Source organism: Streptomyces brasiliensis (assembly GCF_014647875.1).
GTDB classification, from domain to species: domain Bacteria; phylum Actinomycetota; class Actinomycetes; order Streptomycetales; family Streptomycetaceae; genus Streptomyces; species Streptomyces brasiliensis.
Map to the genome: position 1 here is coordinate 68,510 of NZ_BMQA01000001.1, position 26,344 is coordinate 94,853.

General features: G+C 72.0%; 18 protein-coding genes and 1 pseudogene. 8 read left to right on the top strand and 11 right to left on the bottom strand.

From position 1 onward, the window contains the following. Positions 1-83: 83 nt before the first annotated feature. The 3 genes from IEZ19_RS00325 to IEZ19_RS00335 all read right to left on the bottom strand — a co-directional run bounded on the left by IEZ19_RS00325 (position 84) and on the right by IEZ19_RS00335 (position 6,175). Positions 84-3,551, bottom strand: coding sequence for a phosphodiester glycosidase family protein (locus IEZ19_RS00325; protein WP_229839831.1), 3,468 nt, complete (start codon positions 3,549-3,551; stop codon positions 84-86). Positions 3,552-3,699: 148 nt separating this feature from the next. Next, the gene (locus IEZ19_RS00330; protein WP_189308902.1) at positions 3,700-5,223 is read right to left on the bottom strand and encodes a purple acid phosphatase family protein; all 1,524 of its coding nucleotides are present in this window, start codon (positions 5,221-5,223) and stop codon (positions 3,700-3,702) included. A gap of 157 nt (positions 5,224-5,380) precedes the next feature. Beyond that, complete coding sequence (locus tag IEZ19_RS00335; RefSeq protein ID WP_189308903.1) at positions 5,381-6,175, bottom strand: hypothetical protein; 795 nt, start codon at positions 6,173-6,175, stop codon at positions 5,381-5,383. 333 nt (positions 6,176-6,508) lie between these two features. Between IEZ19_RS00335 and IEZ19_RS50235 the strand changes: the two are divergent. The 3 genes and pseudogenes from IEZ19_RS50235 to IEZ19_RS52955 form a co-directional block, all read left to right on the top strand. After that, positions 6,509-6,865: pseudogene (locus tag IEZ19_RS50235) on the top strand (aminoglycoside phosphotransferase family protein); the annotation flags it as partial. A gap of 103 nt (positions 6,866-6,968) precedes the next feature. Then, positions 6,969-7,139, top strand: coding sequence for a hypothetical protein (locus IEZ19_RS50240; RefSeq protein WP_229839913.1), 171 nt, complete (start codon positions 6,969-6,971; stop codon positions 7,137-7,139). Between the two features lie 258 nt (positions 7,140-7,397). After that, on the top strand, positions 7,398-8,177 hold the full coding sequence (locus IEZ19_RS52955; protein ID WP_189308904.1) for a D-Ala-D-Ala carboxypeptidase family metallohydrolase: 780 nt from the start codon (positions 7,398-7,400) through the stop codon (positions 8,175-8,177). Positions 8,178-8,542: 365 nt separating this feature from the next. Here IEZ19_RS52955 and IEZ19_RS00350 read toward each other — a convergent pair whose 3' ends face one another. Continuing rightward, positions 8,543-10,684 carry an FUSC family protein gene (locus IEZ19_RS00350; protein WP_229839832.1) on the bottom strand — a complete coding sequence of 714 codons (2,142 nt, stop codon included), beginning with the start codon at positions 10,682-10,684 and terminating at the stop codon, positions 8,543-8,545. 571 nt (positions 10,685-11,255) lie between these two features. Here IEZ19_RS00350 and IEZ19_RS00355 point away from each other — a divergent pair. Beyond that, entirely contained in the window at positions 11,256-11,612 is a 357-nt protein-coding gene (locus IEZ19_RS00355) for a hypothetical protein (protein ID WP_189308906.1), read from the top strand. Positions 11,613-11,620: 8 nt separating this feature from the next. Then, positions 11,621-12,040, top strand: coding sequence for a hypothetical protein (locus IEZ19_RS00360; RefSeq protein ID WP_189308907.1), 420 nt, complete (start codon positions 11,621-11,623; stop codon positions 12,038-12,040). Positions 12,041-12,237: 197 nt separating this feature from the next. Here the strand turns inward: IEZ19_RS00360 and IEZ19_RS00365 are convergent, their stop codons facing one another. From IEZ19_RS00365 to IEZ19_RS00375, 3 genes are all read right to left on the bottom strand, one after another. Continuing rightward, positions 12,238-12,480 carry a hypothetical protein gene (locus IEZ19_RS00365; protein WP_189308908.1) on the bottom strand — a complete coding sequence of 81 codons (243 nt, stop codon included), beginning with the start codon at positions 12,478-12,480 and terminating at the stop codon, positions 12,238-12,240. Between the two features lie 122 nt (positions 12,481-12,602). Next, positions 12,603-13,490 (bottom strand): universal stress protein, encoded by an 888-nt coding sequence (locus tag IEZ19_RS00370; RefSeq protein WP_189308909.1) that lies wholly within the window; start codon positions 13,488-13,490, stop codon positions 12,603-12,605. A gap of 114 nt (positions 13,491-13,604) precedes the next feature. Further along, a complete protein-coding gene (locus tag IEZ19_RS00375) occupies positions 13,605-14,879 on the bottom strand; it encodes an FAD-dependent oxidoreductase (RefSeq protein WP_189308910.1) in 1,275 nt (424 codons plus the stop codon). Between the two features lie 174 nt (positions 14,880-15,053). Between IEZ19_RS00375 and IEZ19_RS00380 the strand changes: the two genes are divergently transcribed. Both IEZ19_RS00380 and IEZ19_RS00385 read left to right on the top strand, forming a co-directional pair. Next, a complete protein-coding gene (locus IEZ19_RS00380; RefSeq protein ID WP_189308911.1) occupies positions 15,054-18,761 on the top strand; it encodes a S8 family serine peptidase in 3,708 nt (1,235 codons plus the stop codon). Positions 18,762-18,936: 175 nt separating this feature from the next. Next, positions 18,937-19,605: a DNA-3-methyladenine glycosylase family protein gene (locus IEZ19_RS00385; protein ID WP_189308912.1), complete on the top strand. Its 669-nt coding sequence runs from the start codon at positions 18,937-18,939 to the stop codon at positions 19,603-19,605. Positions 19,606-19,609: 4 nt separating this feature from the next. Here IEZ19_RS00385 and rox read toward each other — a convergent pair whose 3' ends face one another. From rox to IEZ19_RS00400, 3 genes are all read right to left on the bottom strand, one after another. After that, positions 19,610-21,043, bottom strand: a complete 1,434-nt coding sequence (gene rox, locus IEZ19_RS00390) for a rifampin monooxygenase (RefSeq protein ID WP_189308913.1) — start codon at positions 21,041-21,043, stop codon at positions 19,610-19,612. A 200-nt stretch (positions 21,044-21,243) separates the two neighbouring features. Further along, the gene (locus IEZ19_RS00395; RefSeq protein ID WP_189308914.1) at positions 21,244-22,209 is read right to left on the bottom strand and encodes an NAD(P)H-dependent flavin oxidoreductase; all 966 of its coding nucleotides are present in this window, start codon (positions 22,207-22,209) and stop codon (positions 21,244-21,246) included. A gap of 52 nt (positions 22,210-22,261) precedes the next feature. After that, a complete protein-coding gene (locus IEZ19_RS00400; protein ID WP_189308915.1) occupies positions 22,262-22,915 on the bottom strand; it encodes a maleylpyruvate isomerase N-terminal domain-containing protein in 654 nt (217 codons plus the stop codon). Positions 22,916-23,084: 169 nt separating this feature from the next. Between IEZ19_RS00400 and IEZ19_RS00405 the strand changes: the two genes are divergently transcribed. Next, positions 23,085-24,824, top strand: coding sequence for a sensor histidine kinase (locus IEZ19_RS00405; RefSeq protein ID WP_373296883.1), 1,740 nt, complete (start codon positions 23,085-23,087; stop codon positions 24,822-24,824). 19 nt (positions 24,825-24,843) lie between these two features. Here the strand turns inward: IEZ19_RS00405 and IEZ19_RS00410 are convergent, their stop codons facing one another. Next, positions 24,844-26,091 carry an MFS transporter gene (locus tag IEZ19_RS00410; protein WP_189308916.1) on the bottom strand — a complete coding sequence of 416 codons (1,248 nt, stop codon included), beginning with the start codon at positions 26,089-26,091 and terminating at the stop codon, positions 24,844-24,846. Positions 26,092-26,344: the final 253 nt, after the last annotated feature.

Consider the following 26,344-nt stretch of genomic DNA (forward strand, 5'->3'; position numbering starts at 1 on the left):
GGTTTCCTCTCGATTCCACGGCGAGGGGGACTGTGCGGAACGGCCGCCGACTGCCGTTGCCTGCACTGGACTTCGATGCACGTTCACGGGTGGCGTACCGTGATCGTCCGCTCTGTGGTGACGCCGTTGACCGTCACGCGCAGTAGCGCGGTGCCGGCGCGCAGCGCGGTCAGCCGCCCCGTCGCCGGGTCGTAGGAGACCACTTGGTTGCCGTGGTGGTCGCCTCCCGCCCCGTCCGGGTCCGCCACCTGGACGCGCGTGCCGGACCAGATCGCGCTGACCGGCCAGGCCACCGGGACGGTGCGGGTACCGTCCTGGACGACCGTCGCGGACGCGTCCGCCAGGTCACCGACGGCCAGGGTGTCCGGCGCGCTGAGGTTCACCGCGTCGGCGCGAGTGTGCACCTCCGCCCGCAGCCAGGTCTCGGAGTCGCCGGACGGCACGTCGAACGGGTCCTTGATACGTCCGTCCGCCGGGTCGATGCCCAGCATCGTCCAGCCGGTGAAGCCGCCGTTGTCGGGCGTACTGGCGGGATTCTTGCCGGAGTTGCCGTTCACCAGGTACGGCACGCCGTCGATCGATGTCGCGGAGAACGCTCCGACGTGGCCGGCGACGAACGCGGCGGACTTGTGGCCCTCGGTCCGGAAGCCGGCGAGCCACTGCTCGACCAGCGCGGCCTCCTTGCGGTCGCCGAGCTGGCTGGCCTTGTCCGTCAGGGGGTCCTCGGTCGGGTGATGCTCGAGCACCACGACACCGCTGACCGAGCGGTCGGTGGCTGCCGAAGCGAGCTGGTCGTGCAGCAGCTGGAGCTGGGCGAAGCCGCCGCCGCGCAGGGTGCCGCTGGAGGTGTCGAGGGTGATGAAGCGGGTGCCCTGGACGTCGAAGACCGACGTCGTGTCGCCGAAGGCGGCCTTGAAGTTGACGGTGGTTCCGAGGCCCATCACCTCGTGGTTGCCGGGGACGTAGTGCCACGGGACGGTGCCGCCGGTGCGGGCGTCGAACTCGTCGAGGAGCGTGCGTGCGAGCGCGAAGTCCTCCGGCGATCCCTCGTCGACGAGGTCGCCGTCGATGACCAGCAGGTCCGGCTTGGCATCGGCGATCTCCGCAAGGGTCCGGCGGGCCGCCTGGACCTGCGGGCTGTCGGGGTCACGGGCGACGAACTGGGCATCGGACATGACGGCGACGCGCAGCGGACGGCCGTCCACGGTGCCGTCGGTCACCACCACCGGGTCGGCGACCTTCGGCTGGGCGGGCAGCTCCACGTCGGGGGCGACCTTGACCTTGAGGTCGCTGACGGTGACCTGGCCGGTGTACGAGCGTGCCGCGCTGGTCTCCAGCAGCCGTACCCGCTGGAACGTGATCGGGTAGGGGGTGCCCACGGGCACCGGGAACTCGACCTTGCGCCAGCCGGTCCAGGTGATCAGGGGGCCGTCGAGGTTGGCGGTCACGCCCGCGCCCGTGCGGTACTGCAGGCGGGGCCACTCGCCGTTGCCGTCGCCGTTGATCCACATGGTGACGGACTGCGGCTGGCCGGGCAGCTGGATCTGCTGCGGCGGCACGGCGTACTGACCACGCGTGGCGGTGGACTTGGTGAAGTCGTACGTCAGCTTCAGGCCGGGCGAGCCGTCGTGGCCGGGGGCCGGGGTGACCGAGCCGCCGGGGGCACGGTCGTTGGCCGAGGTCCAGGAGGCGGCGTCGGAGAGGTCCGCGAAGGTCTTCTCGGCCAGGCCTACAGTGACGGCCACGTCGGTGGTCATCTTGCCGACCGTCAGGTGCAGCGTGGCGGAGGCGCCGTCGGCGAGGCCGCGTACGGTGAACGTGGCGTCGTCGGCGGGCTGCACCGAGACGACGCCCTCGCCGCCGGTGACCTTGACGTCGGACGCCTCGATCGGGGCGGTGTCGCCGAGGGCGTCGTAGCCGGTGACCGTCAGACGGGCGGTGTCGTCGACGCCGTCCAGCGCCACGAGGCTGCTGGTCGGGGCGATCCGGACCGCGGGCGCGAGGACGGTCAGCTCCGCCGATCCGGTGGCACCGTGGGCGGAGGACGCCATCAGGCGGGTGGTGCCGGAGTGCTTTCCGGTGACGACGGCGGTGGCGTCCTGTCCGGAGAGGACCGACACCTGGTCGTCGCCGCGCCAGTGCACCCGGCCTGCGGGCACGGGCGCGTACGTCTCGTCGTGGGCGAGTGCCCGCACGGTGCGGTGCAGTCCCGGGAAGACCTTGTCGGAGCGGTCCGCGGTGAGTGCGGGAACGACGCGGAAGCCGCGCACCGTGCCGGAGCCGGGCGCCGCGAACAGGCCGAGGCCGTTGGCGACCTGCCTCTCCGAGCCGTCCGAGGGGCTGTTGATGAGGCCCGTCACGCTCTCGCCGGGCAGCCGGGCGGCCATGGTGGTGGAGCCGCCGCCGTCCATGTTCAGGGCGTTCCGGGCGCCGAGGCCCTTCATGAAGTCGCCCAGTTCGTTGAGGTCCATGCCACGGCTGTCGGTCTGCTTGCCGTCGATCGCGACCAGGTACATGGTGCGGCCGTCGGCGGAGAAGCCCACGCTGGTGCGCGAGGTGGCGGTGACGGTGTCGCCGTCGGTGAAGTGCTTCACCTCGCCGTCCGCGACCAGGACCTGGCCGCCGCCGACGGCGACCGCCACGTCGCCGAAGTCGGCGCGCGGACGGTAGGCGACGGTGACCGCGTCCCCGGGGACGAGTCCGGCCAGGGCGTCGGCGCCCGCCTCGCGGCCCAGCAGCACGCTGGTGCCCGCTGGGATCGGGCCGTCGCTGACGGACGTGTGCACCTCGGTGACCTTGCCGTCGCGCAGCCACACCTCGGTGACCCGGTCCGCGCCGCTCACCGGCTTGGTCCGCGGGGACGGCCCCCACTGGTCGGTGAACAGGCCGATGCCGCCGGCCGCCAGGACCGGGGAATTGACGCCGGACAGCTTCAGGTGCTGCGTGCCGCCGACCGTCGCCTCGCCCTCCAGGAACACCTGGGCGAGCCAGCCGAGGCCGTCCGCGCCGATGGCGACGGTCTGATTGCGGCCCGGGGTGGGCGAGTTCAGCAGGCCGTCCGCGCGCGAGACCGCGGCGCCGACCGGGGCCTCGGTGTCGTTCATGTCGAAGTAGTCGCCGTTGATCGCGGCGACCGCACCCGTACGCTCCGCCTGCTCGGTCACCCGGGACTTCCCGGTGACCGTGCCGGAGGAGATGTAATCCACGCTGAGCCGGTCGTCGGCGAGGTCCGCGACGAGTACCTGCCCTCGCACCCAGCCGCCGGCCTCGAAGCGGTCGAAGCGGGTGAGGTTCAGGCCGGGTGCGATCGGCGTGCGCGTCTCTCGCGTGACGATCGACTGTCCGGGAGTGCTCGGGATCAGCCCCTGCCCGGAGCCGCCGGGCCGGGGCGCCTCGACGGGGGCCGACACGAACTGTCCGGGTGTGAGCGCCTGGGCCGTCGTCATCATGCCGGCGCCGATGCAGAACGCCGTGGCCAGGGCGAGGACAGCGGCACCACGCCGTGCCGCGTGGCGCGGTCCCGGGGCGCTGGGGGCGGAGGTAAGCGGCACGAGCGGGCTTCTTTCCGTACGGGAGTCGTGGACGGCGCTCAGTGGATGCGCCGTTGGTGTTGCCGCGCCGTGCTTTGAGTGACCATCAGCGATGCGGAACATGAACATCCCGGCGCGGGGCCGGCTGCGCCCGGCCCGCGCCGACACGTCAGACGAGGCTGTGCGGCTCCCTGCCGTGCCCCTGCGATCCGTGTCCGTGGCGGACGGGGCGCAGCCCGGACAGGTCGTGCCGTACGACCGTGTTGCGGTCGGCGACGCTCGCGCCGAGTGCGAACTGCGGCCAGTACCCCAGGATCTCCATGCGGCTGCGCTCGCTCCACCGACGGGCCGGCTCGCTGCGGCTCTTGTAGAAGTTGAGCGCGTAGCCGCCCGTGTGCAGGCGCAGCAGGGAGAACCCGCCGGGATACTCCTTGGCGGCGGCGATCTCCTGGTGGGTGACGTGCAGGGCGAGCGGGCTGATCGTGCGCTTGTTGCGGTGCGTGTGACCCGCGTGGTGCAGGAAGAGACCGGGCATGCGGGAGTAGTCCTGCAGGATCGTGGCCGCCTGTGCGGCGTCCAGCGAGTTGCTCGGGCTGATGGGGAACGCCGAGTCCTGCACGACGAGCGGATGGTGGCCGAAGACGATCGTCGGACGGTCCTGGTCGCGGTGCAACTGATCGCGGAACCATGCCAGTTGGTCGGGGGAAAGGGATCCGGCGTCACCGCCGTTGCCCGGCTTGTCATAGGTGTCGATCCCGATGACGCGCAGCCCGTTCAGCGTCCGGGTGAAGTAGGTGCGTTCCGCTTGCGCGGGGAAGAACCGGTCCGCGAAGCAGTCGTTGCCCTGCCACTGGCCGGCGCGGCACGTCGCGTACGGATCGCCCAGGTGCGCCCGGTCGTGGTTGCCGCGGGTGACGAAGTAGTCGTCCAGGTACGCGCCGAACCTGCCCAGCAGTTGATGGGCCTTGCTGAGGTCGACGGGTACGGCCTCGGCGGAGATGTCGCCCGCGGCGAGCAGGTAGTCGGCGCCGAGCGCCGACACGTCCCGCACCAGGGATTCCAGCATGACCTCCGGGTACGGCGGCAGGCCCGGCTCCTGCTGGATGCCTATGTACTGGGGCTGCCCGCCGACGAGTCCGGCCTGGGTCTCTCCCATATGGAGGTCGTTGCACAGGGCGATGGTGAACAGATGGCGCCCGGGCGGGGGTTGGGGCGTGGTGAAGCTGTAGGGGCCGGTGCCGTCGAGGCCGTGGTCGGAGGTGCCGACGGCGTTGCCGCTGATCAGGGTGAAGGCCGTCGGAGGGACGGGCTTGCCGCGCGAGGTGGCCTGGTAGTAGTAGGTCCGGCCCGGCTCGAGGCCGGTCAACTCGACGTAGTGGTAGGGCGTGTGGGAGGACAGACCGGCAGCGACGCGGTTCAGGCGGCCGGGGTGGGTCCCCCAGCGCACCTCACCGTCGGCGGGTGCCGGCACCATGCGGCCGAGTCCGTCGTCGGTACCGGTGTAGCCGGTGTACCAGGTGATGATGGCACGGTCCTCGGTGAGCGTGACCAGTTCGAGGTTGGCGGGAGAGATGTCGTCGCCGCTGGTCGCGGCCGAGGCGACGCCGTGGAACGCCGTGGCGGTGACGGGCGCGGCGGCGGCCACCGCCGACCAGCGCAGGAGGTCTCTGCGGGTGAAATCGCATCCGGGCATGCCGCCTTGAGTAATCGCCGCGCCTGAACATGGCATGTACGAGTCGTCAAGCCCGGCATTACTTTGCGAACTCGTTCGACGGGTGCGCCGGCCGTACAGCGGTCATGAACTTCCCGGCCGCCCAGGTCTCGAGGCGTGATCGCCGGCCGGATCGGGGTCAGGAGTGGGCGCTCTCGTCCCGCAGGCCCGTCGGCGGTGGGGGAAGTGGCGGGTGCACCTGCCGGGTGGAGGGGTCGTCGTCCAGATCCCCGCGGAGGGCGGCGATGGCGAAGGCCACCATGGAGGCCAGGAGGAGGAGCGCGATCGGCCCCCAGATCGCCGGGATCGACCACATCGGCCAGTCGTTGGCCGCCTGCGCCCAGAGCGTGAGGATGGCCGCGCCTCCCAGGCCGACCCCGTGCCACCGCACCACGGTCGCTGCCTTGGCCTGACGCCGGTTCCCTCGCGCGAACAGTGGCCAGAGAGAGCCGACCAGAGCTGTCAGTCCGAACGAGAGACAGGCGAGCGTCCCGCCGAGGCGGTCCTCGGGCCACTCCAGGGGCCCGGAGGACGTCTCCTGCCGCTGTCCGTGCGTGTCCCGTACCTCGACGACCCGACCGTGCCAGATCAGGCCGACGACCTTGTCGCCCGGTTCCAACCCCGAGACCACCGGATCAGTTTGACGGAATGTCACCTGCCACGACTTGCCGGACGGCAGCAACAGCTCCGCCTCCGGCGCCAGCCGCTTGCTGCCGCGGTGGAGAGCGGCTTTCCGAACCGTGAAGTCCTGCTCCCACAGGCACCCCGAGGCCTTCACCGGCACCGAGGCGCACACCGGCGCGGCGCGGAACTCGCGTTCCCGCTCCAGCGCACCGCGCATCTCGGAGGCCGTCGCCACACCGCCGCCGAGAGCGATGAGGGCGAGCAGCAGCCACACCACGCTCCCTGCCGACTCGTCCCTTCCCGACCTCACCGCGGCCCCCGCCTTTCCCACCGTTCCCCCGTCCGTGTATTCGACCACGCGGCGCGATCATCGTCCACGTGCGCCACCGGCAGTGGACGACCGCACAGGATTGCCGGGGCGAGGCAACCGGAGGGTGGCCCGGGGGCGGGGGCGGCGCTCGGTGGGCGCCGCCCCCGCCCCCCCCGGAATGTTCAGCGGCGGCCGTCGGACCGCTTGCGGTGCAGGGTGAACTGCTCGAAGACGCTCAGCTCGCCGTGCGGCTTGTTGACGTTGTAGTACGTCACATGCATCCGCGTGGTGTCACCGGGGAAGCGGCCGGCCGATCTCGCGATCGTCGAGGACGTGCCGGGCGAGAACCTCGAGCGGCTTCTCACGCGCGACCCGAGCGCGGCGGCCCCGGTCATGGCCCGGCTCCGGGAGGCGCTGGAGGCGATGCGGCGTCATCGGGAGTCCACGTACGGCAAGGTGGCCGTGGTCGACGGAGGAGGCATGTCGCGCGGGACGTCGTGCGAGGGGGTCGTCCTGGACCGTGCCCTGCGGGACCTCGCCGAGGCGGCGTCGCGTGATCCGCGGATCGCGGCCGCCCGCGACCGGCTGGAGGAGCGGCTGCTCGATCTGGCGGCGACGGTACGGCCGCGCGCGGAGTACGCGGCCGTGCACGGCGAACTGGGGCCCGACCATGTGTTGGTGGACGTGAACCGGAACCCGGTGGTGATCGACATCGAGGGCTTGATGTACTTCGACGTCGAGTGGGAGCACGTCTTTCTGCGCATCCGTCTGGACGACGACCCCTACCGGCCGCTTGGCGGACGGACTGGACGAGCACCGGCTCGCGCTCTACCTGCTCGCACAGCGTCTGTCACTGACGACGGGCCCGCTGCGGCTGCTCGACGGCGACTTCCCCCACCGGACCGTCATGGCGGTAATCGCCGGTCACAACCTCAAGAAGGCGCTGGCCCTGGTCCGCTTCTGAGCGCCTGCGGCCGAGGCCCCGTCTCCCGGAGCCACGGAGCACGCTCGAGCCTCGCGCCGCCCTGGCACCTGGACCGTTCGGCCCAGGTGCCAAGCCCTTTACCGCGAATTCACCGGCGAATCTCTACCCGCGTAGCCTCTCCATGCGTTGTCATGAACCCGACCGTCAGCTGCGTTCACCACCACTGGAGTCACCGGGAGGACGCATGCCGACCCCCGCCTCACCGCCAGGACTTCCGGAATCGAGGAGAGAAGGCTCATGAACACTGCAGCAGACGCCGGCCGGGGACCTGACCGGCGCAGCATTCTCCGTGGTGCGCTCGGGCTCAGCGCCGCGCTCGGTGCGGCGGCGGCCGTCGACCTGGGGTCGGCCTCCCGCGCCTCGGCCTACGGCTGGACCCGCACCCTTCAGCAGGGCTCCACCGGTGCCGACGTGAAAGAACTGCAGATCCGTATCGGCGGCTGGGCAGCTCCCAGCGCCCAGCAGACCTACATCGCGTGGGACGGCGACTTCGGCCCGGCCACCTACAACGCGGCCAGACGGTTCCAGTCCGCGTACGGTCTCACCGCGGACGGCATCGTCGGCCCGCAGACCCAGAGCGCGCTCAACAGCCTTGAGAGCTCCGACGGTTCCACCGCACACTTCGAGTGGAGCGAGTTCTACTCCCACGACGGCTCCGGCTTCAGCGGCGGCAAGGTGGGCTCCGCCGAGGTGAAGGAGAACGTGCGCCGGCTGATGTACAAGCTCGAGGCCGTGCGCAAGAAGTCCGGCGACAGCCCGATCACCATCAACTCCGGCTTCCGCAGCACCTCCTACAACGCCTCGGTGGGCGGTGCCTCCAACAGCATGCACGTCTACGGCGACGCCGCGGACATCGTGGTCTCCGGACACACCACCCTCCAGGTCTACAAGATCGCCGAGACCTGCGGATTCTCCGGCCTCGAGGCCTACACCCACTCCTGGCAGCACGTGGACAGCCGCGTCCAGTACCCCTCCTACGGCTCCGGTTCCTGGTGGTGGGAGAGCGGCACCGTGTGACCCTTCGCCGTGCCGCCGGCCCGGCGCCGATCAGCACCGGCGCTCACCGCGGCCGCGACGGCGGGTTGGTCCAGGACGGCTGGTTCTGCTGACGCCCGCGACCACGGCAGCGCCGTCGGGGCCGGTCCTCCCGCGGGCCGGCCCCGACGGGAAGTCGGCCGCCGTCGCACGGTCTGGTTCCCACAGCCACGGAACCGCTTCGGCCCAGGATGTGGCCCGGGTCCTGCGGCCGCGCGGCGCGCTCGCCGAAAGCGGCCGGCAGGGCGAGGATGTAGCGACGTTCGCCCGTCACGCAGAAGCGGCCGGCGGGCTGCGCGCCTACGTCGGGCTTCCCCCGGAAGATCAGGGATGCTGACCCGCCGGCCTCAGGGGCCGCCCGCGTTGCCCCGTTCGGTGTCCGCTCCCCCGCGTGCGATCCGTGCCAGGTCCGTCATCAGGGCCTCCAGCCAGGACACGGACGCGTAGTACAGGCGCGGTGCGCCGGGTGGCTCCTGCGTGAACGCCTGCGGTGCCGGATCGATCGACGGCACCGGCGCGGTCGGGGTGTCGCCGCCGGGATCCAGTGCCGCCGAGACCAGCAGCATCCGTCCGGCCACCCGGTCCCCCAGGCCGCCGACCGACTCGGCCGCCACCGGCCCAAGCTCGCCGACCGGCGGCTTCAGCAGCCGCTCCGACCCCCACAGGGTGTGGTGACCGGCCATCAGAGTCGCCTGCCAGTCCACACCGGGGGGCGTCACGGCACGTCCCCGGCCGCCGAAGGGCATCGGCTCGCTCTGGAACTGCGCGTACGCGGACTCCGCCAGCACGACCGCGCTCCGCAGCGACCGGTGGCCCGTCACCCCGGGCGGCGCGGCCGCCGCCCCGTCACCCGCCACCGAGGCACTGGTCGCCACGACGATCTCGGCCGCCCTGCGGAGCAGTTCCGCCGCCGCACGGCGCAGCTCGTCGTGGGCGCCGCGGGGCCAGGCCAGCAGACCGAAGACGGCGCCGATCGCGCTGCCGATCAGCACGTCGAGCACCCGCGCCTCCGCCAGATGCCACGTCGGCGTCGCCAGCTGGGCGAAGACCAGAGCCACGAGCACGGTGAACAGGCCCTGCGCCCAGCCGACGCCCTTGACCGGCCCCACCGTGAAGGCGAACAGCAACCAGACGGGCAGTACGACGGCGTAGACCCAGGTCTCCGTCCCCACCAGGAGCAGCGTCCCGACGGTCAGCAGCGCCCCGGCCAGCGTGCCCGCGAGCGCCCGGCGGATGGTGCTCCATGTCTCGTCCATGGTGGTCCGGGTGAGGGTGAGTGTCGCCAGCGTGGCCCAGAATCCGTGCGGCAGTGTGTCCACCCCTGCCACGAGCCGGGCCGCGGTCAGGGCCAGGGCGATGCGCACCGCGTTCTGGAAGAACACCGAGCGGCGCCCGGAGTGACCGCGCACCCGGTGCCACCACAGGAACGGCGCCCGGGTCCGGGCGTACCAGAAGCGTCCCGGCGCCACCTCGGCCCGCGCCTTGCGGCCGTGCACCGCGAGATCGGCCGCGGTGCCCATGGCCAGCGCTCCGTCGGCGATCTCCAGGACGGCGGCGTGCCGGCGCAGGACGGCCGGTGGGAAGTCGGTCGCGGGAGCGGCGCCGTCCGGGGCGACGGAGGCTGATGCGCCGTCGGGGACGGGGCCCGCGGACAGGGCCGACAGGTCCGCGCGTGCCACGGCCAGCTCGTCGGACTCGGATACGGGGGACCGGCCCGCCCGCAGGCATGTGGCGGTCGCGGTGGCCAGTGCCGCCACCGCCTCCAGTACGGCACTGACTTCGGCTCCCGGACGGCCGCCCGGCGCGGGCTGCAGCAGCGCCAGCCGGCCGAGCAGGGTACGGGTGGTCAGACCCGCGTGGGAGAGGGCGCGGTCGCGCAGCCCGGCTCCCGCCGGGCGTTCCGCCTCGGGCACCGTCAGGGACCGCAGCGCGTGCGCGGCCTCACGGGCCGCCTGGATGTCCGCACCGGTGACGGCATACGGAGGCGTGGCCAGCAGCGTCGCGCAACGCGCGGCGGCCGTCGCGGCCCCGGCGACCCGCTCCCGGTACGTCGGCGGGGCGGGCTCGGGAAAGATCAGCGCCTCGGCGGCGATGAGCAGGGCCAGCCCGGTGGTCGTGCCGACCAGTCGATCGTCGAGCTGGGAGGGATCGTACGGCGGGAAGGACGGCAGCATGTACAGGAGTTGCAGGCCCGGCGCCGCTCCTGCCGGGCGCGGGCCGCCCACGGCGGCGAACGCCAGCGAGAAGCCGACCACCAGCATGCCGACGACGGCGCTCCACGTCCGTACCGACAGATAGGTGCCGACGACCACCAGCAGCCAGCACACCGGCACCAGACGGAGCACCACCACGGCTCGCTGCCGCCCGGTGCCCGGGATCTTCGACAGGCCGGCCAGCGCCACGGCGGCGAAGAGGGCGTAGGTGGCCGCGACGGGGTTGTCCAGGCCGTAGCGGAAGAGGTAGAAACCGGCCGCGGCGACCAGTGTCACGCGTACCGCCCGGCGGCCCGAGGCGGCGTAAGCCTTCGGGAAGCCACCGGCTCGCACACCACACACCCCTTCAGAATCACTCACCACCGTGCCCGGGGCACGTCCCCCGCGTGTCATCACGAGAGCTGCCACCCCCAGGTGTCGGGACGTCACGAGAGTAGGCAGGAAGGGTGGGCCTCACATCTCGTGATCCGTGCTGTCCTCGGTTGGTGGGACGGGCCTGCCGTGCCGCGGACCGCCCCGTCCTCCACCCTGGTGGCAGGAAGGAAGCTCCGTGACGACGAGTACCGGAAGGGCGCCGTCCGTGGACAGACTCCGTTCGCGCCGTCGGGCCGCCGGTGCGTCGCGGTGGCGGGAACGGGCTCGACGGCTGGTCGCCTCCGCCCGATCCGCGCACCAGCGTGCGGAGACCCGGTTTCCGGTGGTAACCCGTCTCGCGGACCGCATGGTGTCCGTGAACATCTTCGACTCGGCCACGCGCCTGGCGGCGCAGTCCTTCTCGGGGAAGGCGACGTTCAGTCTTGTGGGGCTGACGACGGCAGGCCATGCGCAGGTCTCGGTCCCGGCATGAGTGGGAACGGCAGCGGCGGCCTATGCGATCCGGCCGAGTCCCGGCAGCAAGAACCCGTTCGCCGTTCCGGATGCGAGCACGAACCCGGCGCAGAAGCGCTACGAGGCCACGATGCGGGCCGGGATCGCTGCCGGCACCAGCGGCAGCACCTTCGCCGCCACGGCGAACAGCGCCTCTTCCGGATCTGGCTTCCTGGTCCTGAGGGTCTACGTGCCGGCCCAGGCGTCCGTCCCGTCCGGCGAGGTCCCGCTGCCGGCCCTGTCGATCCAGCGCAGGGGTGGCAGCCGCAACTCCCTGCCGACCTGCCCCGGGCCGGATCGAGGCAAGGTCCCGCGGGCCCGCTGGTCGGAGAGCTGAGGAAGCTGGTGAAGGAGAACGCCCCCGCGGGCGGCTTCGAGGGCTGCGGGAACCCCACTCCGAGCGCTCCGGGCTTCGCGGTGCCCGACAAGGCCGGTGGGCTGTTCCCCAACCCGTACAACCAATACCTGTGTACGCCGCTCGCTCACGAGCCGGGCCGTATTGCCGTCGTCCGCGGCAAGGCGCCGAGCTTCCCCAACACCCGTGAAGGGCAATCGGTGTTGACCACGACCCAGGTCCGGTACTGGTCGATCTGCCAGAACCAGTGGCAACTCCCCTACCCGGCAAGCTCCTGCGCCGCCGACTTCCAGACGGCCCTGGACAAGCAGGGGAACGACACCTACGTGGTGTCCACCCAGCAGGACCGCCCCGCCAACGCGACCGCGGCGAACGGGATTACCTGGATCGACTGGGGCCCACCGATGTGAAGAGCCTGCTGCTCTTCCGGAACGTGCGTCCGGCGCAGGACTTCCCCAACGCCATCCAGAACGTGGCGAAGGGCCAGGACCCGGCGAAGGTGATGGGCGCGTAGTTCCCGACCGTCACCTACTGCACGAAGGAAGCCTTCGCCGAGGGCGGTCCGGACGCCTGCCCGGGGTCCTGAGAAACCGCAGCAGCAGGCGGCCTACGGCCGGAGTTCCGGGGGTTCCTCGTCGAAGCCCAGGTCGGTCTCGACGTCGTAGCCCACCGGGTCGTGTCCCGGTGTGGAGTGGGCGATGTCCGTGGCGAGATCGAAGGCGGCGTTCTCGGCGGCCTCGGAGAGGGCCTCCTCCTCGCGGCGCTGCACCGCCTGCTCGTGATGCTCGGCGATCCGCTCGACGATGCCGCGGACGCCGGGATGGTGGTGGGACCCCTCGGATTCGCTCATGCCACAATTTTTGGCGTGGACAGTGCATTTCACACCACCGTCGTGTGAACGGACGGAGACGTCAAGGGATATGCCGGGTTGCCGTACGAGCTGTCGGCCGCCCCGCTCACCGATCTCGACTGTCAGGCGCGCTCGCCGGTTCCGCGTACCACCGCCACCGGACACTGCGCGTGATGCAGCAGAGCCTGACTGACCGAGCCCAGAAGCAGTCCGGTGAGGCCGCCGCGACCCCGCGCGCCGACCACCACCAACTGGGCGGACCGGCTCGCCTCGATCAGTGCCTCCCGAGCCCCGCCCCGGACCGTCTTCTGCTCCACCACCACACCCGGGTACCGCTCCTGGCGCCCGGCGAGTGCCTCGGACAACAGTCGCCGCTCCTCCTCGGCGAGCACGCCCGGCGGGTTCGCGTACGGCACCGATGCGTCCTGCGGCTCCTGCATCGGCGCGTTCCACGTGGTCCAGGCGTGCAGCGCCACCAACGGCACCTCGCGCCGGGCGGCCTCGGCGAAGGCGAAGTCCACGGCCTTCTCGCCCGCGACCGAGCCGTCGACGCCGAGCACGACGGGACCATCGGCGTGCGGCTCCTCCCGCACCACCAGCACCGGACACCGACCGTGCGCCGCCAGGTGTACGGCCGTCGACCCGATCAGCAGCCCGACGAAACCCCCCATGCCGCGGGATCCGACCACGACCAGTTCCGCGGCACGCGACTCGGCCGTCAGCACCGTCAGCGGTTCGCCGGTCACCACGGCATGCGTGACGTCGACGTCGGGTGCCACGGTCCGCGCGCGTTCCACCGCCTCGGCGATCAGGCGCTGGACCATGTTGCGGAGTCCCCCCTCCTTCGGGCCGAGCGGCGAGGGTCCCATCGGTACGTGCATGGCGGGCCAGAGGAAGGCGTGCACCACCCTCAATCCCGCACCACGCCATCGCGCCTCCCGCGCCGCCTCTGCCACGGCCGCAAGGCTCGAGGGCGCTCCGTCCACGCCCACGACCACGACACCGCTCATCGGGCTTCCACCTCCGGACGCCGAGGACCCACCTCCAGGTTCACCCGGGCCACGGCCTGCCACGAGTCGTGACTCCGCCTCACGGCCCGGCGGTGCGGGCCGGTCACACGAGCGCTAGTGGTGGGCGTCGGCCTGCCGGGGTCGTGCGCGCGGCGCCTTGCGCAGCGCCGCGGCCGGCGGTCGTTCGCGCAGCGCGCCGTAGCCGACGAAGTACGTGGGAAGGCGGCGCAGCCGTCCGGATCCGGCCAGCAGGCCCGCCAGGCGCCTGGCTCTGTCCACGCTGCCCAGGGGCGGCCGGCCGCGCAGGACGGGGGCGATGAAGCCGGCGTGGGCCATCCGCTGCAGGGTCTGCGTGGCCACCGTCGTGGGGAGGCGGCGGCGCTGCACCGCGCGCACGTCTCGCAGGCCCACGCTCCCCCGGCCGAGCGGCCCCACCAGGTGCCGGGCCGCGGCGACGGCGTCCTGGACCGCGAGGTTGATGCCGATGCCGAAGACGGGGGACATCGCGTGGGCCGCGTCCCCGATGCAGAGCAGTCCGGGGCGATGCCAGCGCCGCAGTCGTTCCAGGCGTACGTCGAGGAGTTTGACCTCCTCCCAGGAGCGGAGGTGCTCCGTGCGGTCCGCCATCCAGGAAACGGCGGCCGCGAACTCCGCCCGGAAGTGGTCGAGACCTGCGGCGCGGCGCTCGGCGTCGGTGCCCTTCGGAATCAGCACCGCGCACTGCCAGTAGTTCCCCCGGTCGATCATCGCGGTCAGGAAGCGGTCTCCGGCGGCGCCCACCAGCCCCCGCGGATCCCCCTCGTTCCGCGGCAGGCGCAGCCACCAGGCGTCCATGGGGCAGACGAAACTCCGCAGGCGCAGTTCCGGCCGGCGGCGCGCCAGTGATCCCCGGCCGTCGCAGGCGACCGTCAGCACGGCGCGCAGTTCGCCGGTACGGCCGTCCGACGTGCGGTAGCGCACGCCCGCCACCCTTCCTCGCTCGACCAGGAAGGAGGTCGCTTCGGTGTTCATCCGCAGATGGAAGGACGGCTCACGCCGCGCCTCGTCGGCCAGGAAGTCCAGCAGGTCCCACTGGGGCACCATCGCCACGTAGTTGTACGGGCCGGGCAGTGCGGCGAGATCGGCGACCGTGACCGCCGACCGGTTTGGTCCCACCGGCAGTTGGACCGTACGCACCCGCCGTTGCGGCAACCGGGCGAACCCCTCCGCCAGACCGAGATCGTCCAGCAGGGCCAGCGTCGAGGGATGCACCGTGTCGCCGCGGAAGTCGCGCAGGAAGTCACCGTGCTTCTCGAGCACCGTCACGTCGATCCCGGACCGGGCCAGCAGCAGCGCCAGCACCATTCCGGCCGGACCGCCTCCCACCACACAGCATGTCGTCCGCTCCATCACGACTCCACCTCTCGGGAGAGAAGTAATTCATCGCTTGGTGAATATGATACACCTCGCAGTTGCGCATGTGCGCCATGGCACACATGCGACAGTCCCAGCCATTGCTGGCCGCTCTGGGGACCCCGATGATCCGGATCAACTCACGTTCCTCACACCCTTCCGAGGTCCTCCATGCCGAACTCGCCCGTGCCCAGAGCACGGTTGATCGCGCTCGGCGCGGTCTTCGCCCTGGCACTCGGGGTCGTACCCGCCTCCGCCGCCGGGCCCGCGGATCCGGGCAATCCGGCGCCGGCCACAGCCGCGCACCGGTCCCCCGGCAGCAGCGGCACACACACCGTCACTCTGATCACCGGCGACAAGGTCACGATCGGCACAGCCGCCGACGGCACCGTCGTCCGGTCCTTCGAGGCCGCGAACGGCGCCACCGCCGGCTTCCACCGTGTCGTCGTCGACGGGGCGACGTATGTGTATCCCGACGCCGTGCTGCCGTACGTCAGCGCCGGGAAACTGGACAAGCAACTCTTCAACGTGACGGGGCTGATCGCCGACGGCTACGACGACGCGCACGCCGCCCGGCTGCCGCTCATCGTGCGCTACACAGACGCCGCCGCAAGCGCACGAACCGCGCCTGCCGAGCCGACCGGCTCGCACGTCGTACGACGGCTGGAGAGCATCCGGGGCGCGGCCCTCGCCCAGAACCGCAAGCAGGCCCCGGCGTTCTGGTCGGCGCTCACCGGCGGTTCGGCGGCTTCGGCCCGGTCGGCCAAGCCGTCCTTCGCGGACGGTATCGCCAAGGTGTGGCTCGACGGGAAGGTGCGGGCCGACCTCGCCGAGTCGACGGCCCAGATCGGCGCCCAGCAGGTCTGGGCGGAGGGGAACACCGGCAAGGGCGTGAAGGTCGCGGTGCTCGACAGCGGCATCGACGCCGAACACCCCGACCTGGCCGGGCAGGTGGACACCAGCAGCAGCTTCGTGCCGTACGAGGAGGACGTCGCCGACTACAACGGTCACGGCACGCACGTCGCCTCGACCATCGCCGGTACCGGCAGTGCCTCCGGCGGCGTGGAGCGGGGCGTCGCCCCCGGAGTGCGGCTGACCGTCGGCAAGGTGCTGGACTCCGAGGGCCGGGGCCAGGAGTCCTGGATCATCGCGGGCATGGAGTGGGCGGCCCGCGACCAGCACGCCAAGGTCATCAGCATGAGCCTGGGCGGCGGTGGTGACGCCACCGACCCAGTAAGCCAGACGGTCGATCAGCTCAGCCGGGAGACCGGCGCACTGTTCGTCATCGCGGCGGGCAACGGGGGCCCGAACTCCATCAGCAGCCCAGGTGCCGCGGACGAGGCGCTGACCGTCGGCGCCGTCGACGCCTCGGACCAGCTGGCCGACTTCTCCAGCCAGGGGCCGCGCGGCGGTGACGCGGGGCTGAAGCCCGAACTCACCGCGCCCGGCGTCGACATCCTCGCCGCGCGCTCGCGCTACAAGCGGGGCTCCGGCGACTACACCACCATGAGCGGTACGTCGATGGCGACGCCGCACGTCGCGGGCGCAGCCGCGCTGCTCGCCGCCGAACACCCCGACTGGACCGGCGCGCAGCTGAAGGAGGCGCTGGTCAGCAGCGTCAAGGCGACGCCGTCGTACACGCCGTACCAGGCGGGCGCCGGACGCCTCGACGCGCTGAAGGCGGTCCACGCCACGGTCTTCGCCACCGCGAGCGCCTACTCCGGCTTCCACACCTGGCCGCCGAAGCCGGGCGAGACGGACGTCCGGAAGGTGACGTACACCAATGTCGGTGAGGCTCCGGTCAGTCTCGGTCTGGCGGTCGACGGCACCGTCCCCGCAGGGCTGTTCACGCTCTCGGAAGACCGGATCACCGTACCCGCGCACGGCACGGCCTCGGTCGAACTGACGGCACAGCTCGACCGTCTGACGGCCGATCAGCCCGTGAGCGCCATGATCACCGGTACGGACGAAGCCGGTTCGGTCCGGGCCCGGACTCTGATCGGCGCCGCCAGGGAGGGGCAGCGGCAGAACCTGACCGTCGTCGCGAAGGACAGGTCCGGCAAGCCGCTGGCCGGCCGCGCCGTCCTGGCCGCCGAGCATCTCTTCTCGGTGATCGACCTCGACGAGTCCGGTACCGGCACGATACGGCTGCCCGTCGGCACCTACAGCGGATGGCTCTCCGCCGACGTGCGCGGCGCAGGCGGGCCGCACTCGCTCGGCATGGCCCTGCTCGCCTTCAACGACGTGCGGCTGGATCAGGACCGTACCGTCTCCCTGGACGCCCGGAAGGCCCGGCAGGTCCTGGCGCGCGTGCCGCGGGAGACCACCGCCGTCGCTCCGCGGGTGGACGTCCTCCGGTCGTTCACCGACAGCCTGGTCGCGTCGTCCGTGCTGCCCGACAACTCCTATGACAGCGTCTGGGCGCTGCCGACCGGCAAGAAGGTCACCACCGGGGAGTTCGAGTTCGGTGCCCGATTCCGCCTGGAGCAGCCCGCGCTGACCGTGGGCACGACATCGCGGACGTACGCCGATCCGCTGGTCAAACGGGGGGCCGAGCCACTGCCGGCCGGCACCCGCACGCTCACCGCTGTCTCCGCCGTGTCCGCCGCCGAAATCGCCCGCCATGACGTGCGCGGCAGGGCGGTCGTGGTCCGCGCCGGTGACACCTCCGCGATCGCGGCCCAGGCGGAGGCCGCCGCGGCCGGGGGCGCTCGGCTGCTCCTGGTCGTCAACGACGGCGTCGGCCGACTGCAGCCGTGGGACGAGACTCCGTGGAGTCCGGAGAGCCCGGCGCCGCTGACCGTGGCGACCCTCAACGCGGACCAGGGCGCCGACCTGCTCGACTCCCTCCGGCACGGACCGGTCGAGCTGAAGGTCACCTCGCATCCGACCACCGGCTATCTCTACGACGTCGTGCACCACTGGACCGGCGCCGTTCCGGCCGACCCGACCTGGCGCGAGGAGCCGAAGGACCTGGGCAGGGTGGACGTCTCCTTCCGCAACCACCGGCCCGGCAAGGCGATGGAGTTCCGCCCCGACGTCTGGCGAGGATGGGCGGTCGGCAACCAGCTCACCGCTCCCGCCCAGGGCGAGCGCACGGACTGGGTCACCTCCGACGTCACCTGGCTGGACGACGCCTTCATCCAGGGCGAGACGGGACAGCACTCCCTCGACGTCCTGCGCTACCCCGCGCGGAAGACCGCCGAGGTCAGCTGGTTCGGGCCGATCCAGCGGCCCCGGATGGGACCGCTCGGCTATCAGCCGGTGCGCTACCTGGACACGATGTACATCCCCGCTCCCGGCTGGGGAGACTCCGGTGCCGGGCACGTGGGCGAGGCAGGCGGCAACTACGACGTCAAGGACTGGATGGCGCTCTACCAGGGCGACAACCAGCTCCGCTGGGGCAACTCCGAGTACCTGCCCGTCGCCGGGCTCGCCGCGGAACGGCTGCCGTACCGGCTGGTGGTCGACAACGACCGCGGGGCCTGGGGCAACCCCTACTCGACGCACACCCTGACCGAGTGGAACTTCACCTCCGCGGCCACCGGGACCGAGTCGAGCGAGCCTCTGCCGCTCATCCAGCTCGACTACGGCGTCGACACGGACAAGGGCGGCCGGGCGGATCGGCGCACGGAGCTGACGGTCGCGGCCTCGCATCTGCCGGGTACGACCGCCGCCATCGGCAAGCCCTCCGTCGAGGTGTCGTACGACGACGGCAAGACCTGGCACCGCAGCGAGCTGTCGCGCGGCGGTGACGGCTGGCGCACGAGGCTGGCCGCTCCGGGGCCGGCAGCCTTCGCCACGCTCCGGGTCACCGCCCGGGACGACGCGGGGAACTCTGTCTCCCAGACGATCACCAGGGCCTTCGGGCTGCGGTGACGCGGGGGCGCACCTGCCTCTTCCGTGAGCACAGAAGCGGCCACGGCCGGGACCGTCACGGTTCCGGCCGTGGCCGTGTACCGGTGCCTGAGAACATGCCCGCGCAAGGCAGCGACAGTCCGCCCGCGCAAGGCCCGACGGGCCTCCCCCTCGACCCCGTCGTACGATCGAACGCATGGCGACGCACCGTGTGCGGACTCCAGAGGACCATCTGCGCCGGGCCGATCACGTCCTGGGCGCGGTCATCGACGGCGTCCTGCGCGACGGCGGCGAACGGCCGACCGTCGAACCCGACTCCGCGCATCCACCCGATCCGGACATCCCGCGTGACCACTACGGCATGCTGCTGCGCGCGATCGTCGCGCAGAACATCTCGAACAACGCCGCACGCGCGATCTACCGCCGGCTCAAGGAGCGCTGCGGCGGCCACCCGCCGTCGCCGGAGGACATCCTCCGCCAGGATCCGGACGAACTGCGCACGGCCACGGGCCTGTCCAGGGCCAAGACGACCACGCTGCTGTCGCTCTCCGAGCGCATCCTCTCCGGCGAGCTCGAACTGGCGCGACTGCACCGGCTGGCCGACGACGCGGTGGTCGCACAGCTGGTCGCCGTGAAGGGCATCGGAACGTGGACCGCCGACATGTTCATGATCTTCCATCTGCACCGGCCGGACGTGCTGCCGGTCGGCGACCTCGGCATCCGGCACGCCGTGCAGAAGGTGTACGAGCTACCGGGACCGCCGCGCCCCGCCGAGGTCGGGAAGATCGGGGAGCCGTGGCGCCCCTGGCGGTCGACCGCGTGCATGTACCTCTGGCAGATGGGGCAGACCACGCCACAGGTGTAGGCGCTCAGACCGCGGCAGCGCCGAACCACTTCGGCAGGTGGGCCAGCAGATCCTGCTGGTCCTCACCGACCCACGCCACATGGCCGTCCGGCCGCAGCAGCACCGCGGGCGCGTCCAGTTCCTCGCTGACGTCGACGACGTGGTCCACCCGGTCAGCCCAGCCCGCAACCGAGAGCCCGCCGGTCTGGTCGAGCAGCAGTCCGCGGCCGCCGTGCATCAACTCGTAGAGGCGGCCCCGCTTCAGGCCCACGTCCCGCAGCCGCCGGCCGAGCAGCTCATGCCCCTCGCCGAAGTCGTAGCGGATACCGATGGCGGCGATCTTCTCCATCAGGTAGCGGTGCACGTCCTCGAAGTCCATCAGTTCCGACAGCAGGTGGCGCACTGCCCGGGGCCCCGGTTCGGTGGACAGCAGCTCCATCTGCGCACGGGTGTTGAGCAGTACGTCGGCGGCCACCGGGTGCCGCTCGCTGTGGTAGCTGTCCAGGAGCCCTTCCGGTGCCCAGCCGCTCACCTCGGCGGCCAGTTTCCAGCCGAGGTTGAACGCGTCCTGGATGCCGAGGTTGAGCCCCTGGCCACCGGTCGGCGGGTGGATATGCGCCGCGTCTCCGGCCAGCAGTACCCGGCCGACCCGGTAGCGCTCGGCCTGCCGGGTGGCGTCGCCGAAGCGGGAGAGCCAACGCGGTGAGTGCACGCCGAAGTCGGTGCCGGCGACCGCCCGCAGCTGTCGCCTGAACTCCTCGAGGGTCGGCGGGACCGAGCGGTCCTCGGCCAGCCCGTCGGCAGGCACGACGACGCGGTACACCCCCTCCCCGAAGGGCCCGGCGCCGAACCTCAGCTGGGTCTTGCGGACTTCGGCCACCACGGCGGCCACCGTCTCCGCCGGCACGGCCACCTCCATCTCGCCCAGCAGTGTCTCGACCCTGCTGGGCTCACCGGGGAAGCCCACGCCGAGCAGCCTGCGCACCGTGCTGCGGCCGCCGTCGCAGCCGACGAGGTAGCGCGAGCGCAGTTCGGTGCCGTCGGCCAGCTCGGCCGTCACCCCGTGCTCGTCCTGGCTCAGCCCGACCAGTTCGCAGCCGGGCCCGCGCCGGATCTCGGTGCCGAGCTCGGCGGCGTGCTCGGCCAGCAGGCGATCGGTGACGGTCTGCCGGATGCCGAGTACGTAGGAATGGGCGCTGTCCAGACGGACGGGCGACGGTTTGCCGATAGCGGCGAAGAACCCGCTGAGCGGGTACTGCTTGCCGAGCTCGAGGAAGCGCTCCAGCAGACCGCGCTGGTCCATCACCTCGATGCTGCGCACGTGCAGGCCGAGCGCGCGCACATACGGAGCCGGCTCCGTCTCCTTCTCCAGCACGAGCGCGTGCACGCCGTGCAGCCTCAGCTCGGAGGCCAGCATCAGGCCGGTCGGTCCGCCGCCGGCAATGATCACGTCGATCATGAAAATCCCCGTTTCCGCAGGTCGTGGCTTCGGCCGATGATTCTGCGCCACGACCCGGGCCTTGCCGCAAGCCCCCCGGTGCGCTATAAGTTGAGAGTGGCAAGGAGCGGGTGACCTCCTTGCCTTTCGCATTTCTTCGTATTTCGCGTTTCGCGGCTCCGCTACCCGGTTTCGTGGCCGCTGCTTCCCGGCGGGCGCGGTCAGCGTCTCCCGGCTCGTGCCAGCGCGGTCTCGGCCTGCGCCGCCAAGGTGCCGACGAGGTCGGCGGCGGACGGCAGGTCGTCGATGAGGTCGACGGCCTCACCGGCCCACTCCGGAAGGGCGGGAATCTCGCCGCGCGCCACGGCGTCCTGGTACGCCGGCCGGGCGTGGGGGTCGGCCGCGAGGTCGTCCTCCCGGCCCCGCCATGCGTCGAGGAAGGGGTGGCCGAGGGTGCGCGCGGTGTACTGCGCCGGCCAGCGCGAGCCACGGGCGATGTCCAGCACCCTGCTGCGCTCGGTGTCCTCCCCGCGTCCCTCGACGATCGCCTTGGCGGTCGCGGGCGCGACGAGCGCCTCGGCCGTGGCCTGGAAGCGGGTGCCGAGCAATGCGCCGGCGGCCCCCAGCGCCAACGCGGCCGCCAGGCCCCGGCCGTCGGCGATCCCGCCTGCCGCCAGCACCGGCACCGGCGCCGCCAGGTCCACCACGACGGGCACGAACGGCAGCGTGGACCGCCCGTGCCGGGCCCCGTGCCCACCTGCTTCCGTGCCCTGCGCCACGATCACGTCGGCGCCCAGTCCGACCGCCCGCCGGGCCTCTTCGAGGTCCGTGACTTGGAGGATCAGCTTCGTGCCCGCGGCGTGGATGCGCTCCACGAACGGACCGGGGTCGCCGAAGGACAGCATCACCGCCGACGGCTCGTGCTCCAGCGCCCGCGCCACCACGTCGACGTCGATCGCCCAGGTCAGAAACCCGATGCCCCAGGGCTTACCGGCGCCCTCGTCGGCGAGGACGGGCAGTTCGCGGGCCAGCCACTCCTCGTCGCCGAACCCGCTGCCCAGCAGTCCGAGCCCGCCGCCGCGTGAGACGGCAGCCGTGAGAGCGCCACCGGCCGAACCGCCCATCGGTGCCAGGGCGATGGGGTGCTCCACACCGAACAGTTCCGTGAACGCCGTCGTCAACGCCATGAACGAATTCCTCCCCTACCCGTCTGTGTGGTCGCGGCGACCACCTGGCACGTCAGCCCAGGACGAACGGGAGACTCGCGGCCCGCTCACCGATTTCGTCCCTCTCCACGCTGCTCGGGGCCCGGCGCCCGGTACCGATCAGCAGGGCGTCCTCGTCGCGGAACGTCGGCGGGAAGGCGGTCCCGGCGATCTTCTCCAGCGTCGCCCGGGAGTGGGACAGGCCCCCGGCGGGCGGACCCGGCACGTCGGGGAGGTGCGCCACCAGGTCCAGGTGATGCAGTGTCCATTCCACGACGTACGCGGAAAGGTAGTCCCCCGCCGTGAGAACCTCGCCCCGGGTGCTCACCCGGGCGGCGGGATCGGCGAGTTGGGCGGCGCGCCCGGCCGCGGAGCCCACGTCGTCCAGGTGGAACTTCAGCAGCTCGGGGTCCTCGTACGCCGCGGCCAGCCGGACGGTCAGCGCGTCGAGCGGGTCCTCGCCGGTCGGGGCTTCGACGAGGTCCCAGTAGGTCACCGCATCCCGGGTCGGCTCCGTATCGGCGGGAGTGACGAGGGTGATCAGGACGTCCTGCGCGTCGATGATCAGGTGGCACACCAGATCCCGCACGAGCCAGCCCGTGCACCCCGACGGCTGCTGGAAGTCGTGATCCGCGAGTCCGGCGACCGCCCGGCGCAACGCTGCCCAGGAGGGTGAGAAGAGATCCACATCGGCACGGTAGTGCGGTGCCGGAAGGGACGACAAGCGGGCAGGCGCCTCCCCGCAGCCGGCCGGGCATGGCGGCGAACCGTCGGCCGGGCCCCCGGCGCCGGGGCGCTGTCGGCGCGGCAGGGCACGTCGGGCATCCTGGACAGGGTCAGGAGTGAGGGGAGCTGTGGTGGACGAGCGGACTCAGGACCCCGGCCGGGCCGGGGCGGACAGGACCTTGCCTCAGCTGCGCATGGACGAGCTTCTGGAGGACCTGCAGCAGCAGGTGGTACAGGTGCGTGCGGCGCGGGACCGGATCCACACACTGCTGGACGCGGTGCTCGCCATCGGCTCCGACCTGGATCTGGCGGTCGTCCTGCAGCGCATCGTGGAGTCCGCCGCCTCCCTGGTCGACGCGAAGTACGGGGCGCTCGGCGTGCTGGGCGAAGAGGGGACGATCAAGCAGTTCCTGACCGTCGGCGTCGACGAGGAGGCCGTTTCCCGGATCGGGCACTACCCACGGGGCGAGGGCATCCTGGGACTGCTCGTCCGCCGTCCGGAGCCTTTGCGCCTGGCGAACCTCGCGGAGCATCCGGCGTCCTCCGGCTTCCCGCCGGGGCATCCTCCGATGACCAGCTTCCTGGGCGCTCCGATCCAGGTACGCGACCGGGTTTTCGGCAATCTCTATCTGACCGACAAGCAGGGCGCCGCAGAGTTCGACGCCGACGACGAGGCGGTGCTGCGGACCCTTGCCGCGGCAGCCGGTGTGGCGATCGACAACGCCCGGCTGTACGACGACGCGCGACGCAAGCAGCGGTGGCTGGCGGCGAGCGACGAACTGACCCGGAGCCTGTTGTCGGGCGAGGAGCCGGCCTCGGTGCTGGAAACCGTCGTCACCACGGCGCGGGAGCTGGTAAAGGCGGACCTGGTCACCCTGGCCGTACCGGTCGGCGACAGCGGGGAGTTGGTCGTCGAGGTCGCCTCCGGAGCACAGGCCGACGAGGTGCGTGGCCTGGTGCTGTCCGGCGCCACGCTGGCCGCGAAGGTCTTCGCCTCCGGAGAGACGATCACCAGTGACAGGGCCGGCGCGGAGCCGCGCGTCGGCGGCGGCGCGTCCGCGCCGGAGCTGGGGCCGGCCTTCTTCGTGCCGCTCGGTACGCGGGACCACGTGCGCGGGATCCTGATGGTGGCGAACCTGCCCGACCGCCCGGTGTTCCCGGAGGCGGCCGTCGACATGATCACCGGGTTCGGCAACCAGGTGGCCCTGACCATGGACGTCGCCGAGCACCGGCGGGACACCGAGCGCATGCTGATCCTCGCCGACCGTGACCGCATCGCCCGCGATCTGCACGATCTGGTCATCCAGCGGTTGTTCGCCGGAGCGCTGTCCCTGCAGTCGACGCTGGGCCGGGTCGCCGACCGGCCGCAGGTGAGCGAGCGGGTGCAACGGGTCGTGGACGACCTGGACGACACCATCAAGATCATCCGTTCCACCATCTACGGCCTGCGCGAGAGCGACGAGAGGCGTGCGCTCGGCGGGGTGCGTGCCCATGTGGTCACCGCTGTCGACCGGGCCGCCCAACTCCTCGGCTTCACCCCGGCGTTGCGTATGACGGGTCTCCTCGACACCGACGTCCCGGCGGCATGCGCCGAGCATCTGCCGGCCGTGCTCGGCGAGGCCCTCTCGAACGTGGCCCGGCACGCCGGTGCCACCGCGGTGGACGTCCACGTCGAGGTCACCGACGCCACGTTGCGTCTGCGGGTCGCCGACAACGGACGGGGCCTCGCGCCGGCCGTCACCCGGCGCAGCGGACTGGCCAATCTCCAGTGCCGCGCCGAGGAACTCGGCGGCACCTTCAGCCTGTTCCCCAACGTGCCCAGCGGCACAGTCCTGGAGTGGGCTGTGCCGCTGTCACCGAACGGCTGCTGACCGCGCCGGAACAGGCAGTTCAGTGCGCCTGGGCCGCAAGGAACCGCCGGGTCACCGCGTGACGTACGCCCGTGCCGGTGAAGGCCAGCGCCGCGGCGGCCACCACGGCGAGCAGGGCCAGACCGAAGGCGTACGAGCCGTAGGCGCCGTACAACGAGCCCATCAGCAGCGGCGGAACGAACCCGCCCAGGCCGCCCGCGGCGCCGACGACGCCGGTGACCGAGCCGACCTTGTTCGCCGGGGCCAGCAGCGCGACCAGGGCGAACACCGCGCCGCTGGCCGCGCCGAGGGCAGCGGCCAGCAACAGGAACGCCAGCGTGCCCATCGGCGCCAGGGGCGGCGTGAACGCCTGGACGAAGGCACCGGCGAACACCGCGGCCAGCGCCCCGGTCAGCACCCGCACCGCGCCGACGCGGTCCGACAGCCAGCCGCCGATCGGGCGCATCGCCACGGCCAGCAGCACGAACCCGGCCATCCGGTTGGCCGCGTCGGCCTGGGGCAGGGCATAGCCGGTCTTCAGGTAGGTGGGCAGGTAGACGGAGAAGGCCACGTAGCCGCCGAACGCCACCGCATACAGGGCGGAGGCCTGCCAGGTGATCCCGAGCTTCAAGGTGTCGGCCAGGCGGCGGGTCAGCGGCTCGGTGGGCACGGTGCGACCGGGTGCGTCCCGGAGGACCAGCGCGGCCACCACGGCGTACACCGCCAGCACGCCCGCCGTGATCAGGAACGGGCTCGCCACGCCGTACGCGTCGACCAGCTTGACCGTCGTCAGGGCGCTGATCGCGGTACCGCCCATGCCGGCTCCGAAGATCCCGATCGCCAACCCGCGCCGCTCGGGCGGGAACCAGACGCTGACGAACGGCACGCCGACAGCGAAGGCCGTGCCGCCGACGCCGAGGAAGAAGCCGCCCACCAGCAGGGTTGCGACGGAGGAGTGGCCGGCCAGGCCGAGATACAGCACGGGCACGATCGTGGCCGCGGACACCAGCGGGAACATCACCCGCCCGCCGAACCGGTCGGTCAGGGCACCCACCGGGATCCGCCCGAGCGAGCCAACCACGACCGGCACCGCGACCAGCAGCGACTGCTGGAACGAGGTCAGGTGCAGGCTGTCCTTGAAGCGCGGGCCGAGCGGGCTGAGCAGCGCCCAGGCCCAGAAGTTGACGGCGAAGCCGAGCATGGCGAGCGCCAGCATCAACCACGCCCGGCCGGGGACGGACGCGACTGGCGGCGGTGCCTCGGTGTGCTTCCTCGACGGCTGGAGCATGCCGTCCGTTCCTTCCGTTCGAAGTGGTACGGCCCCGGTGATCGTGCCGGGCCCGCGGGTCCGCCGACCGCACTGAGCGTGCCGGAGACCCGGAGCCACTATCTGCCCGGGGGCGACGCGGTGCCGGGGGCCATCGGTCCCCCTCACCGGGCCCGGCGGTCCTCGGTCCCGGGACCCGACCGGGCCGAACGGCCCGTCTGCCGCCGCACCAACTGGCCCCCTGTACGGACGCGTTGACCCGACCACCGCGACG